This window comes from Pedobacter sp. P26 (assembly GCF_050632135.1).
In the GTDB taxonomy this organism is placed as follows: Bacteria; Bacteroidota; Bacteroidia; order Sphingobacteriales; family Sphingobacteriaceae; genus Pedobacter.
Genome location: NZ_CP192574.1, coordinates 5,124,784 through 5,138,393 on the forward strand (window position 1 = coordinate 5,124,784; position 13,610 = coordinate 5,138,393).

Genomic DNA, 13,610 nt, shown 5'->3' on the forward strand with positions numbered 1-13,610 from the left:
AAATTAAATTCTCAACACCTACTTTAAGATTTTGCACATCATTTTATTAGTATTATATTTGCAATACGGAAATGGTGTCCTTCCGATTCAACCGCTTTTTTCAAAAGCTGATGGCGCCTACAATAGAAATTCCAGCAGGTAATAAAATCTGCCGGTCAAAGTATTGTAGGTGAAAAAATTAAAAATAAATTCTCAACTCTTATTGCTGGCAGCTATCTTAATTGCGCTTGTCTTACTTTGTCTGTCTGCCAAAGTGAGATCAGTGTTAGCAATGGTCCTGCCGGTTGAAACTGAATGGTTCTTGTGGATAAATCAGCACCATAATGCATTCTGGGATACGATCATGTACTGGGCCAGTGATAAGCGTTTTTGGCTTCCTTTTTATGCCTTCATTATTTATTGCCTCTTCCAGAATTTCTGCAAAAAAATTTGGCAGGTTCTTATTACCATTGCGCTACTAGTTGCTAGTGCAGATCAGATTGCTTCAGGACTGATTAAAAACACCGTTAAGCGTCTACGCCCTTCCCATGAACCGAATCTAACTACGATCATTCATTTAAGTAAAGCAGGTGCGGGTGGGATGTATGGATGGCCATCCGCTCTTTCATCACCTATCTTCAAAAGCATTCTTTCCGCTGGTTCGGCATTTACCGGATCATTGCCGGAGCAACGGTTCTTGTACTCATTTACTTTGGAATTATTCAATAACGGAAAATTAACATAAAACTATGTGGTGGATCTACGCGCTATTATCAGCTTTCTTTGCTTCCCTTACGGCCATCTTTGCAAAAGTCGGCGTAACCAATGTCAATTCTGATTTGGCTACTGCCATACGAACGGTGGTAATACTGATTGTAGCCTGGGGGATCGTAATGGCCAGAGGCGAACTTAAAGGAATTACGGAACTGTCAAAGCATAACCTGCTATTTCTTTTTTTATCTGGCCTTGCCACCGGCTTGTCCTGGATATTCTACTACAAGGCTTTGCAGATCGGGAAAGTGTCCCAGGTCGCCCCTGTTGATAAGTTGAGTGTTGCCCTAACTATTATACTTGCAATGGTGTTCCTGAAAGAAGCTCTTACCCTGAAAGTATTCTTTGGTGCCCTGCTGATCATTGGGGGAACACTGGTTTTGATCTTTTGAGAAACTCAATTATTTGTAAGCAACCGAAATACTAAAAATCAATATAAAACAAAAAACTATGAAATTAACTAAAATTCATGCCCGTGAAATTTTGGATTCCAGGGGCAATCCGACAGTAGAAGTAGAAGTCACTCTTAACGGAACAACAGCAAGGGGTATTTCTCCATCCGGGGCAAGTACGGGTGAAAAAGAAGCCGTAGAGCTTAGAGATGGTGATCCAGAGCGCTATAAAGGTAAAGGCGTGGAAAAAGCAGTAAAAGGGATTAACGTCGAAGTCGGCAAATCAGTCACCGGCTTATCCTTTGAGGGTCAGCAGGCCTTCGATGATCATATAATTGGTCTGGATGGAACCGAGAATAAATCAAGGCTCGGCGCAAATGCGATGCTTGCGGCCTCAATCGCCTTCGCCCGGGCTTCGGCCGTTGCAAAAGGGATTCCCTTGTATAGGCAGCTAGTGGAAAGGGAAGGTTACGTAATGCCCGTACCGTGCATGAATGTCATTAATGGGGGAAGGCATTCTGATAACAACATCGATTTTCAGGAATTTATGATTGCCCCTCATAACGCCCCCTCGTTTAAGGAAAGTATCCGTATGGGCGAAGCTGTTTTTCATTCCCTGAGAAGTCTGCTAAAAGCGAAAGGCTATTATACCGGAGTTGGTGACGAAGGTGGGTTTGCGCCAAATCTGAGTTCTAATGAGGAAGCCGTCCAAATCATCATGAAAGCGATACATATTGCCGGTTTTGCTCCAGGCAAGGATATTTCCCTTTGTCTTGACCCAGCGACCAGCGAAATGTGGAATAATGGAAAATATGAATTTTATAAAAGTTCTAAAGAACGGATCACAACAGATGAAATGATTGGCTTTTGGGAAGGATGGTTAAAAGAGTACCCAATTATCCTGTTGGAAGACGGGTTGGGCGAAAACGATTGGGAGGGATGGAAAAAGCTGACCAGCCTTTTGGGAGACAAAGTGGAATTGGTTGGAGATGATATATTCTGCACCAACCCGAGTATTATCCAGCAGGGAATCGACCAGGGCATTGCAAACAGCGTACTGATTAAATTGAACCAGATCGGTACAGTTTCCGAAACGCTAAAGGCCGTAGAACTAGCCCAAAAAAACGGTTACAATTGCTTTATTTCTCACCGCAGTGGTGAAACTGAAGACACGACAATTGCGGATCTGGTTGTCGCTACCGGTGCGGGGCACATCAAAACAGGAAGTGGCTGCCGCTCTGAAAGGGTATCTAAATTTAACCAGTTGCTTCGGATAGAAGAAGAACTTGGTGATAGGGCATCATTTGCAGGAATCAATACTTTTTATAAAAAATTATAAATCAGCCGCTAACCTACAATGAAACATAATAAATTTTTATTTGAACACCTTTCGGTTTTTAAATATGCGGTTCGATGGACGCTGCTTATACTTCCTGTTGCCATTGCAATAGGAAGTATGGTTGCCTTGTTCCTTTGGCTGCTAGGCTGGGCCATTCACTTTCGCTTTCAGCATACCTGTCTCATTTTTCTGCTACCTTTAGCAGGTATTGTGATCCACCTGATTTATCAGTCAGTTGGTAGGTCCTCAGAAAAAGGAAATAACCTGATCATGGATGAAATCCATAGGCCGGGTGGTGGAGTGCCCAGGCAGATGGCGCCAGTAATCTTAATAACTACAGTGATTACCCATTTGTTTGGCGGATCGGCTGGAAGAGAGGGAACCGCGGTACAAATCGGAGGAAGCATCGCAGGAATGTTTAGCCGCTGGTTTAAGCTAAATGAGGTAGACACCAAGATGCTCCTTACCGCGGGAATTGCAGCCGGGTTTGGGGCGGTGTTCGGAACACCGCTCACCGGTGCCATATTTGCAATGGAAGTTCTGGCCATTGGAAGAATAGAGTACAAGGCTTTACTTCCCGCATTAATTGCCAGCGTGCTTGGTGATCTTACTGTCTCTGCCTGGGGCATCCATCATACCGCTTATCACATCGATCTCATAGAGAAAAGTGCCTACTTTCTATCTGAATACCTGCCGGTAAACCTACTCCTGCTTAGTAAGGTTATTCTAGCATCCACATTGTTTGGTCTGGCCAGCTACCTGTTTGCTGTAATGGTGCATGAGATCAAGGCCTTTTTTTCTAAAGTATGTAAGATCCAGTGGCTTATTCCTGTTATCGGTGGTCTGATTATTATAGGCTTGACTTACGCCATCGGGAAACCGGATTACTTAAGTTTGGGCGTGGATAGCGAATACCAAGGAGCCGTTACAATTCCCTCTGCTTTTCAGCCTGGTGGAGCAGATACTTGGAGCTGGTTATGGAAGACCATTTACACAACTTTAACATTAGGAACTGGATTTAAAGGTGGTGAGGTAACGCCTTTGTTTTATATTGGCGCAACATTAGGCAATGCACTTTCGACCTTATTAAATGCTCCAGTTAGTTTGTTTGCTGCCCTTGGATTTATTGCTGTTTTTGCTGGTGCAACGAATACACCCCTTGCCTGTACGATTATGGGTATAGAACTTTTTGGTAGTGAATACACCATGTTTTTTGCGGTAGCCTGTTTTACAGCCTATTTTTTCAGTGGCCATTCAGGTATATATTCTTCACAGCGTATTGCGGTACCCAAAATATTTACGGGAACATAAAATATTGACTTATCCTGTTCCTGTGGATTATCATAAAGAGGTGAAATTTTTATAAGATCCTTGACCAATGCAATCAGCAATTTATATCAAAAAACAACGCTATATCGACCGCTTTCCTTCCTCTCTTTTCTAAAGCATCAAGTACAGATGATTTAACTGCCTATGTTGTTTTAATAAGGTAGAGCAGTAAAAGTATACTGGCTATGAAAACTAAAGCGGTTAAAACTTTAACAAAAAGTGTTGAATGGTAATACACCCCCTGATTCAGTTGTTCTTTCGTTGAATTATATCTTAAGTAAGAACAAATGATAGTAATTGCTCCCAGGGCAACTAGAAAAATCCCGATAATGCGGGAATCTCCGGTTTGGTGCAGGGGCACTTTACTCCCCAGTGCGGCACTGATCTGCTTGATAAATAGCGAGAATTTCATCACCACGAAGCCAAATCCCATGATACCAATACTGGTTCTGATCCAGGCCAAAAATGTTCTTTCATTAGCCAAATGGTCTCCTGCATGCTGTTTGGTGTTTTCCTGATCTTGAATTTTCATCTTGTTCTGTATCGGTATATTACAGCAATATATTTGCATGTTATGTCAATATCGATGCCAGTTTGGAGATGATAACCCTGGTATCCCGGATGCAAGTAAGCCTGTTTGATTCAGTGCCGGCAGGATAGCAGGTAACTGCAATTTCTTCGATAAACGATAAGCCTGATAGGTCAATAGATTCTTTAACCTCTTGTTCAATGCTTTTCATTAGGATCATGATTAATCGGGGTTGATATGTTCTGATTTTATGAGCTAATTGCTCTATTCCCCCTGCCTCTGGTTTTTTCTGATTTTAACTGACGATTTATCAATAGGTGTACAAGTTAGATGTTCCAAAAAGCATCCCGTGCCTTTAAAGAACTGCAAAAAATCTTCTACAGATTTAAAATCGCCAAATACCTCACTAAATGCAAGATAAATTGTTCGAAACAGATTAGTATTTCCCAGGTAAAAATGTTTATCGTCACCTCCAGGAGCTTCAGAAACAAAGAGCAGCAGCACTTTAGCTGGCTGATATTGCCTCGAAATTTCGGTAACACTATACATTATAGTTGTAGCTTTTAGCGAAGCGCATAAATAGTTCCGCCAGAGCGTCCTGCTGACCATGAAGCTGAATGAAATGAAACGGCCTTTCGATAACCATATCCTTGATATCTATGATGCGGCATTCATTATTCTTGAGCTCTTTCAATATGGAGTGGATAGATAAAAAAGCCAGGCATTTGCTGTGAATCAAATAGGATTTAATGCTTTCGGTACTACCTAACTGCATTTCTATATTTAAGTCCCCCACCTTTATCTGGTGTGCTTTTAAAGCATATGCAATAACATCTAGTGTACCAGAACCAGGTTCACGAAGTAATAAATCATAATCCTTCAACTCATTCGGTTTGATCATTTCCTTTTTCATGGCATAATTGTGACCAGAACACACCAGCACCAGCTCGTCTTTTAGATATTGTTCGTATTTAATCTGTGGGTTCCGGGAGATGCCTTCAATGATTCCAAAATCTATTTCCTTAGCAATCAAACGCTGCTCTACATCTTCTGTGTTTCCGGTAACCAGTTGAATTTGTATATCCTTAAACTTATTGTGAAACTGTGCCAATACAGGTGGAATGATATATTGTGCCACAGTACTGCTGGCACCAATCCTCAATATTCCTTTATGCTGTTTAGTAAGTAGATTCATATCATATTCCAGTTCCCGGTAAGTTCCAAAAATCTGTTCTGCGTAATGCAACAATAATTCGCCGGCTGGGGTGAGGCTGATTTTTTTGTTTCCACTGCGTTCAAATAATGACATTTTGAACTCCTGCTCTAATTCTTTAATGTGTTTGGTTACAGCAGGCTGACTGATAAATAACTCTGCCGAGGCCTTTGTAAAATTCAGCCTTTTAGCGACAGCATAAAATACTTGCAAACGGAAATCTATCATACACGGTTTTAGTAGATAACCTAAGATACAAACAATTTGTTTCAACGGGTACTGACATCATAACCTTACGTTATCATCAATAACTTTTTATGCTTTTTCTGATGAGTAGAATAAATGCACATTTGTAACAGAAAAATATTGGTTATGAATAAGGAATCAACAGAAAAAGAAATCAGACAAGCACTTATATATACAGCCAGGACAACGGCTATCATTGCGTTTCTATTTGTTGCTTGTGGAACCATTTTCATCTGCACTTTATTTTTTAATGGGCAGCCAGATGTAGTGACAGCAAAAACCAAACAGGATGTGGAAACCGGTATAGCTGCTGTTAACGTCAAAAGCCAGGTTGTACCTGCTGATGCCTGGAAAGCGCCTGATGAAAATACGATTCCGGCGGACACCAAGTACGGCCAGATGATCAGGTATGGCAAAGAATTAATAGCACATACGAGCAAATATTTTGGGCCAAATGGATCCATAGCCCGTATTACAAATGGTATGAATTGTCAGAATTGTCACCTCGAGGGTGGAACCAAACTGTTCGGAAATAATTATGCTGGTTTTATTTCCAGTTTTCCTAAAATGAGTGGCAGATCAGGAAAGGTTGAACCTGCATCGGCACGTATTGCAGAGTGCTTCAATCGAAGTCTTGCAGGCAAAGTACCAGACGAATCTAGTAAAGAGATACAGGCAATGCTGGCTTATATGAAATGGCTTGGAACAGGTGTAAAAAAAGGGGAGAAAGTGTTTGGAACGGGAACCGAAAAATTAAAATTCCTGGATAGGGCAGCGAATGTCAAACATGGAGCGATTTTATATACCAGTAAATGTCAAAGTTGTCATGGTGCAAATGGTGAGGGAATACTCGATGAAGACAAACTAACTTATGTTTATCCGCCATTATGGGGCAAACACAGCTACAATGATGGCGCAGGGATGTATAGACTCAGTAACTTTGCGGGGTTCGTAAAGAACAATATGCCATATGGTGCCAGATATGGAGATGCGCAGTTAAGTGATGAGGAGGCCTGGGATCTCGCTGCTTTTGTGAACTCACAGCCAAGACCACATAAAGATCAGGGAAAAGATTACCCTGATTTGTTAAAAAAACCTTTTGATGCGCCATACGGACCATATGCCGACAAATTTTCTGAAAATCAACATAAGTATGGTCCATTTGCACCAATTGTAACCTCCGAAAAACAAGTAAAACTAACAACTAAATAAATCATCAAAATCTAAAATCATGAAAAAAATAACCTTAATCTGTACATTATTTTTGCTGATCGCAGCAACCTCGGCCACTTTTGCCCAAGCTACACCTGCTAATTTTACAGGGGCAAAAGCCACCCTGAAAAATTATAAGGCACTGTATGTAATCAATAACGGTGATGAGAAAAAGATTGCAGGAACACTTCGAAACCTAAAAAATGCACTCGACGATCCCAGGTTAAAAGGGAAAATCAATGCAGAACTTATTGCCTTTGGAGATGGCGTAGCTGTTTACCAGAAGAACGGATCTTTTGAAAAAACATTGTTAGAACTGCAATCCAGAGGAGTAATTCTTGCACAATGTGAAAATACCGTCAGAGAAAGGAAAATCGAAAAAAATACCTTATTTGATTTTATCAGTTATGTACCCAGCGGCAATGGTGAAATCATCATCCGTCAATATCAGGGATGGGCAGTTGTACATCCTTAAACCAAATAATTAGAAAATCATGAAATATATAAATCACACCTTTTTAGCCACAGTTGCATTTTTATTGCTTTGTGGAAATGTTAAGGCCCAGGATCATCGCTTTGATCCGCCCTGGAATACTCCACCTGAAAGTAAAGTTCAGTTCACAGTACCTGGAGTAGACAATGTGCCTGATCTTTTTGGAGACATTAATGATCCCCAACTGGTGGTTTTCTTTGCCGGTAACCAGTTTATGTGCATTGACGAATTAATTGCAGCCTTTAAAAAGTCATATCCACATTATCAGCGGGTATTTGCCGAAACGCTTCCCCCAGGCATTTTAGCCCAACAAATAAAAACCGGTAGCATTGTGGTGGGCAACATGAGAATTACCTTAAAGCCGGATGTTTATACAGCTGGTAAGAACCGGATAGACATGACCCCTGAATGGTTTAGCAAAACGACTTTATATGCTAGAAACAGGTTGGCAATCATGGTCCAAAAGGGAAATCCGAAGGCATTGAAGTCACTCAAAGATTTAGCAAATAAAGAGCTGAGGATCAGTATGCCCAATCCAGAGAATGAAGGGATCGGTAAACGTATTGAAGAAGCCTATGTGAAAGCTGGAGGGGAAACATTAAAATCTACCATCATGGAAGATAAAGTTAAAGATAAGACTACTTATCTTACCATGATCCATCATCGCCAATCACCAATGAGGATCCTATACAACGAAAGTGACGCCGCTCCAGTATGGTATACTGAGGCCTACTATCAGAAAATGATTGGCCATCCTGTTGAGCTCATTGAAATTCCTGAAAAAGAGAATATCCATGCGCAATATATAGCGGGACAGTTAAAAGATGCGCCACATCCGGCCGCTGCAAAAGATTTTATGGATTTTTTGATCAGTCCGCAGGCTGCTGCCATCTACAAAAAGTTTGGTTTTGATTTACCTTAAACATAAACACAATGAAAAATATATTTTTAACCATATTGTCAGTCGTTGCTGTAGTGACCATTGGGAATGCACAAATCCCAAACGATACTTTATATGTCTATGGTCCCGGTGGGCCGCTCGGACCGATCAATGAATGTGCGAAGGTTTTTGGAAAGCAGCATGATATCGTAATTAAAGTCACTGCCGGGCCAGATAATGAATGGATGCCGGATGCAATGAAACATGCAGATCTGTTCTTTGGAGGAGCAGAATACATGCTTTCAAAATTCATGTCTGACCACCCAAACATGATAGTGGCGAACTCTCGGACAGAGTTATATAAACGTGCGGCAGCGATCCTGGTACGGCCCGGCAATCCTAAAAACATCAAAAATCTGGGCGATCTCTGTAAACCAGGTGTGAAAATTCTTGATGTGAATGGGGCTGGGCAAATGGGGCTTTGGGAAGATTTGGCAGGTCGACAAGATCTGATTGCAAACATACAGCAGCGTATAGCAGGTACATTTGCAAATTCGGCATTGGGTATTGCTGCATGGAAAAATGATCCTCAATATGATGCCTGGATAACATTTGGCTCCTGGCATAACCGTTTACCAGACCTCACCTCAATGGTTAGGATTCCTGTTACACAAACAGTCTATAGAGGTACACCTGTAGTGAGGGGTAGCACTGGTACGCATAAGTCGGAAACTGAGGATTTTATCAAGTTTATGCAATCCGATAAAGGACATCTCATTTTCAAAAAATGGGGTTGGGAATAAATAATGTCTAAAAACTTATCTTCTATAACATGAAGTTATGGAAGATAAGTTTTAATGATTTGATCGGGGTTTATTAGTTATGGATCTTTGAATTAGAAAATAAAGACAATCAAAATTATGACACAAATCAAAGACAATTCAAATTCTTCTAAAATAAAGGCGGGTAACCTGCTAAACTTAAATTTAAACACCCGTAAAATTATCTTCATCCTGGCAGTTTTGCTGTGCCTCTTTCCATTTATGTCGCCTCCTTTAGCCTTATTGCTAGGATTAGTATTGGCGCAACTAATGGAACATCCCTATCTGCATTTAAATCACAAGGCCACAAACCTGCTGCTAAAAATTTCTGTTGTCGGGCTAGGATTTGGAATGAATGTATTCAGTGCAATGAAAGCAGGAAAAGAAGGCGTACTGTTTACCGTAGTTTCTATTTTCGGAGTGCTTATCATTGGTTTTATCCTGGGAAAAGTATTTAAAATAGAACGTAAAACATCTTTTTTGATATCAGCTGGAACGGCGATCTGTGGTGGAAGTGCTATTGCTGCATTGTCGCCTGTAATGAACGCAGAAGAAAAACAGATCTCCGTTGCAATGGGTACTGTTTTTATACTCAACTCGGTGGCCTTATTTCTTTTCCCCGCTATCGGACATGCGCTTAACTTGTCACAGTCACAATTTGGTATGTGGTGTGCCATTGCTATTCACGATACCAGTTCTGTTGTTGGGGCAGCCAGTAAATATGGTGAACAAGCACTACAGATAGCCACAACTGTTAAGTTAGCCAGAGCACTATGGATTGTTCCCGTAGCGTTTGGTACATCTTTCCTGTTCAAAAGCAACAATAGCAAAGTTAGTATACCCTATTTTATAGGGCTATTTATCCTGGCAATGATCGCCAACACCTACTTACCTTTTATTAAGCCTTTTGCGCCCTACTTTGTAGCATTAGCAAAAGCAGGCTTAACTTTAACCTTGTTCCTGATAGGAAGCGGACTCTCATTTACTATCTTGAAAGCAGTGGGGATAATGCCACTGTTACAAGGCGTAATTTTATGGATAGTAATTTCAAGTGCTGCATTATGGGCAGTTATATCTTTGGTTTAAAATACATTAGTTACTGATCATCACCAGCTTTTTTGAAAGATCATCAATAAGAACCACATGTTTATAATCGGCGCCACCTGTTCCTACACTCTTAATTATCCCCGAGGATTGACCGCTAAAAGCTCCTTTTTCATCGGTCTTAAAAGAATTGATGACATAATCTGCGTTAAACGTATCATTTGAGGAGTTGGTTAACGCTAAAGTATACGAAGTATTTGGCTCGAGTTTTTTAAAGTCCTGTTGGACAAGATCAGTCAAGCCTACGCTTCTTACGTTTAGCATGCCTGATGACATTGAATTATCCTTATTCATCAATTTAATCACCTGACTTTTGTCTGCAAGATTAAGCGGGGTTAAATTTTCTTTTGAGGCATTTGCAGGGCTGGCATTAGCGGCGTACAACAATGCTTGCGGACATTGTCCAATAGCAATGGTTTTTACAACGGCCATTTTTACCAGATCAACCACTTGTACCTGGTCATCATTTTCTAATCCGACATATGCAAATTTACCATCTGCCGAAGTCCAGACGCCATGTGGCAATGATCCTGTCGCAACGCTATCAGTAAGCTTGAAATCTTGTGAAACACTAAATACTTTTAAGCTGTTTTCTCCGCCAATGGTTGCCAGCATCACAGGTGAATCATTAACTAAAGTAAAAGTGACATGGTTGGTAATTGGACCTGTATTTAGTACTGTATGTATCGTATTTGTCTCCGTGCTGATGACAGTGATCTTCCCTACATCCTTATGTGTCAATGCAATCCATTTCCCATCAGGACTACAGAATATATTTGGAGAAAATGGACTAACTACTGGAATACGCTTTACAATAGCATAAGAAGTTGCATTCACTACATCCACTTCTGCAGTAAAGCTGGAACAAATATAAGCCCATTTTCCATCTGGAGTAAAAGCAACCATTCCCGGGCCGTCGGCTACTGGAATTTGCTTGATTTCAATCAGTTTATTTGCATCAATTACGCTGATATACGATTCTCCTCTTACCGATATCCATGCCTGTGATCCTGAAGGGTTAAAGGTTGCCTCATGCGGTGAACGTCCGATATAAACAGTTTTTAAAACTTTATTTTTTGCTGTTGAAATAAAGGTTACTGAATTTGATCCAATGGAAACCGCTGCTAGTAATTGCCTTTTAGGGGAATAACCCAGGCCATGAACCAGGGCCTGTCCCTTATATAGAGGACTTAAGATATCAGGTTGGGGTTTACCAAGAACAATATTTCCTAATAGCGTTTGTGTTGAGGGATCTAAGACAGAAACCGTATTAGATATCTGATTGCCTGTATAAACCCTGTCTTGGGCATAGATTGATTGTGCTTTTGATTGTAGGGCAAAACTGAATATTAATAGCGTAAACAAGGATATCTTTTTCATATGTTAATGGGAGTTTGTAAATGTCTTCATTTGTTGGATTTCTATCTGTTCATCTGAGATAATATTCTCGGCCAGTCTTTTTACATTTTTATTTTTTCCATACCGCAACTCAACTTTAGCCATGTCGATGGCAGCCTGATGGTGAGGAAGCATTATCCTTGCAAAGGACAGATCAGTATCAGACAATTGTTTTTCTTCAGGCATTTGTTCCATCATCACTTTCATCATCTTCTGGTTGGCGTTTTGATGTTGGTTGCCTGTAGCGATAAATCCTTCAGGATGGCTGAGCAGGAGTCGCATTTGCTGAATCTGGGTTTGTTGCTCAGCTTTGATACTTTTAGCTAGCTGAATCATTTCTTTATTTTTTCCGGTCTTAATCTCTTCTTCTGCCATATCAATAGCACCCTGGTGATGTGGGATCATCATTTGTATGAAATCTCTGTCTGCAGATGTGGTAGCTGATATTTCATCCATCTTCATCATCATATGAGCCATTTGCCCAAGGAAGACATTTTTTTTAGTTGCCATTTGCATGTGTTCATGTTGTGCTCGTGCAGAGAAACTAGCAAATAGTAGAAGTATAGACGTGAATCTGATCATGGTTTGATGTAGAATATTAATTGTGATAAACTGTTTATGCCAAACAAGCCTTATGCGATAACCGCAAGATCCTGAAATTTGTTCTTATTGAGCTATATTACATCTACATCAATTGGCGAGATAAAATTAACCATGTAAGTTCTTCTGTCTAAATCATGCTCCATGGGTTGCGTTTTGCCATTTTGATCTGTCGCTCTAGCCATTAAACTATATCTTCCAGTCTTAGCAGGAACCACCCATTCAAATTCAAATAGCTGCCAGGCGAAAGGGATAGCAGGACCAATTAATTTTGCTGGTTGCCATGAATTTCCTTTATCCGTGCTTATTTCTACTTTCGATAGGTTACTATCACCTGACCATCCTGCACCCCTTACTTGATAAGGTTTTCCAGCCGGCACCGCTTCAAACAATACCGGCCTTGATATTTCAGACTTAACCAATGTAGTGGTTACGGGCGTCAAGGTAGGTAGTCCTTCAACACGCTTCCAGTAAGCATATTCAATCGTCTGCCAATAGCCATCAAACGGCTTTTCAGATGCAGTAATTTTCATCAGCCATTTCACAGATGCCATACCATACCATCCTGGAATAATTGCCCTTGCCGGGAAACCATGTTCAGCACTCAATGGTTTTCCATTCATTTCATAGGCGATGATGATGTGATCCTGCATTGCTATATTTAACGGAATGCTTCGGGCGAATTTGATTTTTCCTGGTGATTTCGGCTCTTCTGTAATCATCCCCTCATCATTCCCTTCCAAAATAATGTCTACCGTACCCACCTTTATGCCAGCCTTCTTTAACAATACGGATAAAGGTACTCCTGTCCATTCAGCATTGCTGATCCCACCTTGTTCCCATCCTAAACCCTTCACTTTTGGGGCGAGGTTAGCACGTCCGTTTCCGGCACATTCTATAGTAGCCATTACCTTTTTTGCAGGAAGCTTTTTAAGTTCGCTCAGATTGATCTTTATGACATGATTGGTGTTGCCGCCAATCTCTAATTCCCAATTTGTAGCATCAATATTGGGAATATTAAAATGACTCCTGATGAAGAACTGGTTATTTGGAGTAATCCTGTTTTTTAACGTAGGAAATGGAAACTCCATATTTAATGGCTTTTTCTCTCGCGTAATAAGTCCTGGAAAGTCATTGTCTTCTCTGGTTTGTTGAATCTCCTTCGCCGAAGCCCAGGATGGTATTGTTGCGCCAGCTATCACCGGGATAATTCCAGTAACAAAATTACGTCTGTTTAACGTGTAGTTTTGTGATGTTTTGTCGTTTTTCATTTCAATAAATGTAGGTGATTACAATATAGCCAA

General features: G+C 40.7%; 16 protein-coding genes and 1 riboswitch. Of the genes, 9 read left to right on the top strand and 7 right to left on the bottom strand.

Translation table 11 applies throughout. The annotated features are described in order from the left end of the window. Positions 1-58: 58 nt before the first annotated feature. Positions 59-127, top strand: a riboswitch (Fluoride riboswitch). 42 nt (positions 128-169) lie between these two features. From ACQ86H_RS23705 to ACQ86H_RS23720, 4 genes are read left to right on the top strand one after another with little or no spacing between them, the layout of a single operon-like run. Then, positions 170-724 carry a hypothetical protein gene (locus ACQ86H_RS23705; protein WP_124910972.1) on the top strand — a complete coding sequence of 185 codons (555 nt, stop codon included), beginning with the start codon at positions 170-172 and terminating at the stop codon, positions 722-724. Between the two features lie 4 nt (positions 725-728). Continuing rightward, complete coding sequence (locus ACQ86H_RS23710) at positions 729-1,142, top strand: EamA family transporter (RefSeq protein WP_008245453.1); 414 nt, start codon at positions 729-731, stop codon at positions 1,140-1,142. Positions 1,143-1,200: 58 nt separating this feature from the next. Then, positions 1,201-2,481, top strand: a complete 1,281-nt coding sequence (eno, locus tag ACQ86H_RS23715) for a phosphopyruvate hydratase (RefSeq protein WP_431292697.1) — start codon at positions 1,201-1,203, stop codon at positions 2,479-2,481. An 18-nt stretch (positions 2,482-2,499) separates the two neighbouring features. Further along, the gene (locus tag ACQ86H_RS23720) at positions 2,500-3,792 is read left to right on the top strand and encodes a voltage-gated chloride channel family protein (protein WP_008245455.1); all 1,293 of its coding nucleotides are present in this window, start codon (positions 2,500-2,502) and stop codon (positions 3,790-3,792) included. 160 nt (positions 3,793-3,952) lie between these two features. On the opposite strand, the gene ACQ86H_RS23725 is transcribed toward ACQ86H_RS23720, so the two are convergent. The 4 genes from ACQ86H_RS23725 to ACQ86H_RS23740 are packed head-to-tail and all read right to left on the bottom strand — an operon-like array spanning position 3,953 to position 5,780. Continuing rightward, on the bottom strand, positions 3,953-4,342 hold the full coding sequence (locus tag ACQ86H_RS23725; RefSeq protein WP_008245456.1) for a YidH family protein: 390 nt from the start codon (positions 4,340-4,342) through the stop codon (positions 3,953-3,955). Positions 4,343-4,382: 40 nt separating this feature from the next. Continuing rightward, positions 4,383-4,550, bottom strand: a complete 168-nt coding sequence (locus ACQ86H_RS23730) for a hypothetical protein (RefSeq protein ID WP_246101505.1) — start codon at positions 4,548-4,550, stop codon at positions 4,383-4,385. A gap of 53 nt (positions 4,551-4,603) precedes the next feature. Then, on the bottom strand, positions 4,604-4,888 hold the full coding sequence (locus tag ACQ86H_RS23735) for a hypothetical protein (RefSeq protein ID WP_431292698.1): 285 nt from the start codon (positions 4,886-4,888) through the stop codon (positions 4,604-4,606). Further along, entirely contained in the window at positions 4,881-5,780 is a 900-nt protein-coding gene (locus ACQ86H_RS23740; RefSeq protein WP_056095397.1) for a LysR family transcriptional regulator, read from the bottom strand. Before ACQ86H_RS23740 ends, ACQ86H_RS23735 begins: the two co-directional genes overlap by 8 nt. A 144-nt stretch (positions 5,781-5,924) precedes the next feature. Between ACQ86H_RS23740 and ACQ86H_RS23745 the strand changes: the two genes are divergently transcribed. The 5 genes from ACQ86H_RS23745 to ACQ86H_RS23765 all read left to right on the top strand — a co-directional run bounded on the left by ACQ86H_RS23745 (position 5,925) and on the right by ACQ86H_RS23765 (position 10,290). Continuing rightward, the gene (locus ACQ86H_RS23745) at positions 5,925-7,010 is read left to right on the top strand and encodes a c-type cytochrome (protein WP_082491480.1); all 1,086 of its coding nucleotides are present in this window, start codon (positions 5,925-5,927) and stop codon (positions 7,008-7,010) included. A gap of 19 nt (positions 7,011-7,029) precedes the next feature. Then, complete coding sequence (locus tag ACQ86H_RS23750) at positions 7,030-7,485, top strand: DsrE family protein (protein WP_008245470.1); 456 nt, start codon at positions 7,030-7,032, stop codon at positions 7,483-7,485. 19 nt (positions 7,486-7,504) lie between these two features. After that, a complete protein-coding gene (locus ACQ86H_RS23755; RefSeq protein WP_056870676.1) occupies positions 7,505-8,425 on the top strand; it encodes a molybdate ABC transporter substrate-binding protein in 921 nt (306 codons plus the stop codon). Between the two features lie 11 nt (positions 8,426-8,436). After that, a complete protein-coding gene (locus tag ACQ86H_RS23760; RefSeq protein ID WP_008245473.1) occupies positions 8,437-9,186 on the top strand; it encodes a substrate-binding domain-containing protein in 750 nt (249 codons plus the stop codon). 117 nt (positions 9,187-9,303) lie between these two features. After that, positions 9,304-10,290 carry a YeiH family protein gene (locus tag ACQ86H_RS23765; protein WP_008245480.1) on the top strand — a complete coding sequence of 329 codons (987 nt, stop codon included), beginning with the start codon at positions 9,304-9,306 and terminating at the stop codon, positions 10,288-10,290. 6 nt (positions 10,291-10,296) lie between these two features. Here ACQ86H_RS23765 and ACQ86H_RS23770 read toward each other — a convergent pair whose 3' ends face one another. The 3 genes from ACQ86H_RS23770 to ACQ86H_RS23780 form a co-directional block, all read right to left on the bottom strand. Continuing rightward, on the bottom strand, positions 10,297-11,688 hold the full coding sequence (locus tag ACQ86H_RS23770) for a beta-propeller fold lactonase family protein (protein WP_056095402.1): 1,392 nt from the start codon (positions 11,686-11,688) through the stop codon (positions 10,297-10,299). A 3-nt stretch (positions 11,689-11,691) separates the two neighbouring features. Next, complete coding sequence (locus ACQ86H_RS23775) at positions 11,692-12,288, bottom strand: DUF305 domain-containing protein (RefSeq protein WP_082489588.1); 597 nt, start codon at positions 12,286-12,288, stop codon at positions 11,692-11,694. A gap of 92 nt (positions 12,289-12,380) precedes the next feature. Then, entirely contained in the window at positions 12,381-13,577 is a 1,197-nt protein-coding gene (locus ACQ86H_RS23780) for a sulfite oxidase (protein WP_008245487.1), read from the bottom strand. Positions 13,578-13,610 lie beyond the last annotated feature (33 nt).

What these genes read in the sequence shown, in the direction of transcription:
- ACQ86H_RS23710 (WP_008245453.1), top strand. Translation starts at nt 729, where the DNA reads ATGTGGTGGATCTACGCGCTATTATCAGCTTTCTTTGCTTCCCTTACG.
- eno (WP_431292697.1), top strand. Translation starts at nt 1,201, where the DNA reads ATGAAATTAACTAAAATTCATGCCCGTGAAATTTTGGATTCCAGGGGC.
- ACQ86H_RS23720 (WP_008245455.1), top strand. Translation starts at nt 2,500, where the DNA reads ATGAAACATAATAAATTTTTATTTGAACACCTTTCGGTTTTTAAATAT.
- ACQ86H_RS23725 (WP_008245456.1), bottom strand. Translation starts at nt 4,342, where the DNA reads ATGAAAATTCAAGATCAGGAAAACACCAAACAGCATGCAGGAGACCAT.
- ACQ86H_RS23730 (WP_246101505.1), bottom strand. Translation starts at nt 4,550, where the DNA reads ATGAAAAGCATTGAACAAGAGGTTAAAGAATCTATTGACCTATCAGGC.
- ACQ86H_RS23735 (WP_431292698.1), bottom strand. Translation starts at nt 4,888, where the DNA reads ATGTATAGTGTTACCGAAATTTCGAGGCAATATCAGCCAGCTAAAGTG.
- ACQ86H_RS23740 (WP_056095397.1), bottom strand. Translation starts at nt 5,780, where the DNA reads ATGATAGATTTCCGTTTGCAAGTATTTTATGCTGTCGCTAAAAGGCTG.
- ACQ86H_RS23745 (WP_082491480.1), top strand. Translation starts at nt 5,925, where the DNA reads ATGAATAAGGAATCAACAGAAAAAGAAATCAGACAAGCACTTATATAT.
- ACQ86H_RS23750 (WP_008245470.1), top strand. Translation starts at nt 7,030, where the DNA reads ATGAAAAAAATAACCTTAATCTGTACATTATTTTTGCTGATCGCAGCA.
- ACQ86H_RS23755 (WP_056870676.1), top strand. Translation starts at nt 7,505, where the DNA reads ATGAAATATATAAATCACACCTTTTTAGCCACAGTTGCATTTTTATTG.
- ACQ86H_RS23760 (WP_008245473.1), top strand. Translation starts at nt 8,437, where the DNA reads ATGAAAAATATATTTTTAACCATATTGTCAGTCGTTGCTGTAGTGACC.
- ACQ86H_RS23765 (WP_008245480.1), top strand. Translation starts at nt 9,304, where the DNA reads ATGACACAAATCAAAGACAATTCAAATTCTTCTAAAATAAAGGCGGGT.
- ACQ86H_RS23770 (WP_056095402.1), bottom strand. Translation starts at nt 11,688, where the DNA reads ATGAAAAAGATATCCTTGTTTACGCTATTAATATTCAGTTTTGCCCTA.
- ACQ86H_RS23775 (WP_082489588.1), bottom strand. Translation starts at nt 12,288, where the DNA reads ATGATCAGATTCACGTCTATACTTCTACTATTTGCTAGTTTCTCTGCA.
- ACQ86H_RS23780 (WP_008245487.1), bottom strand. Translation starts at nt 13,577, where the DNA reads ATGAAAAACGACAAAACATCACAAAACTACACGTTAAACAGACGTAAT.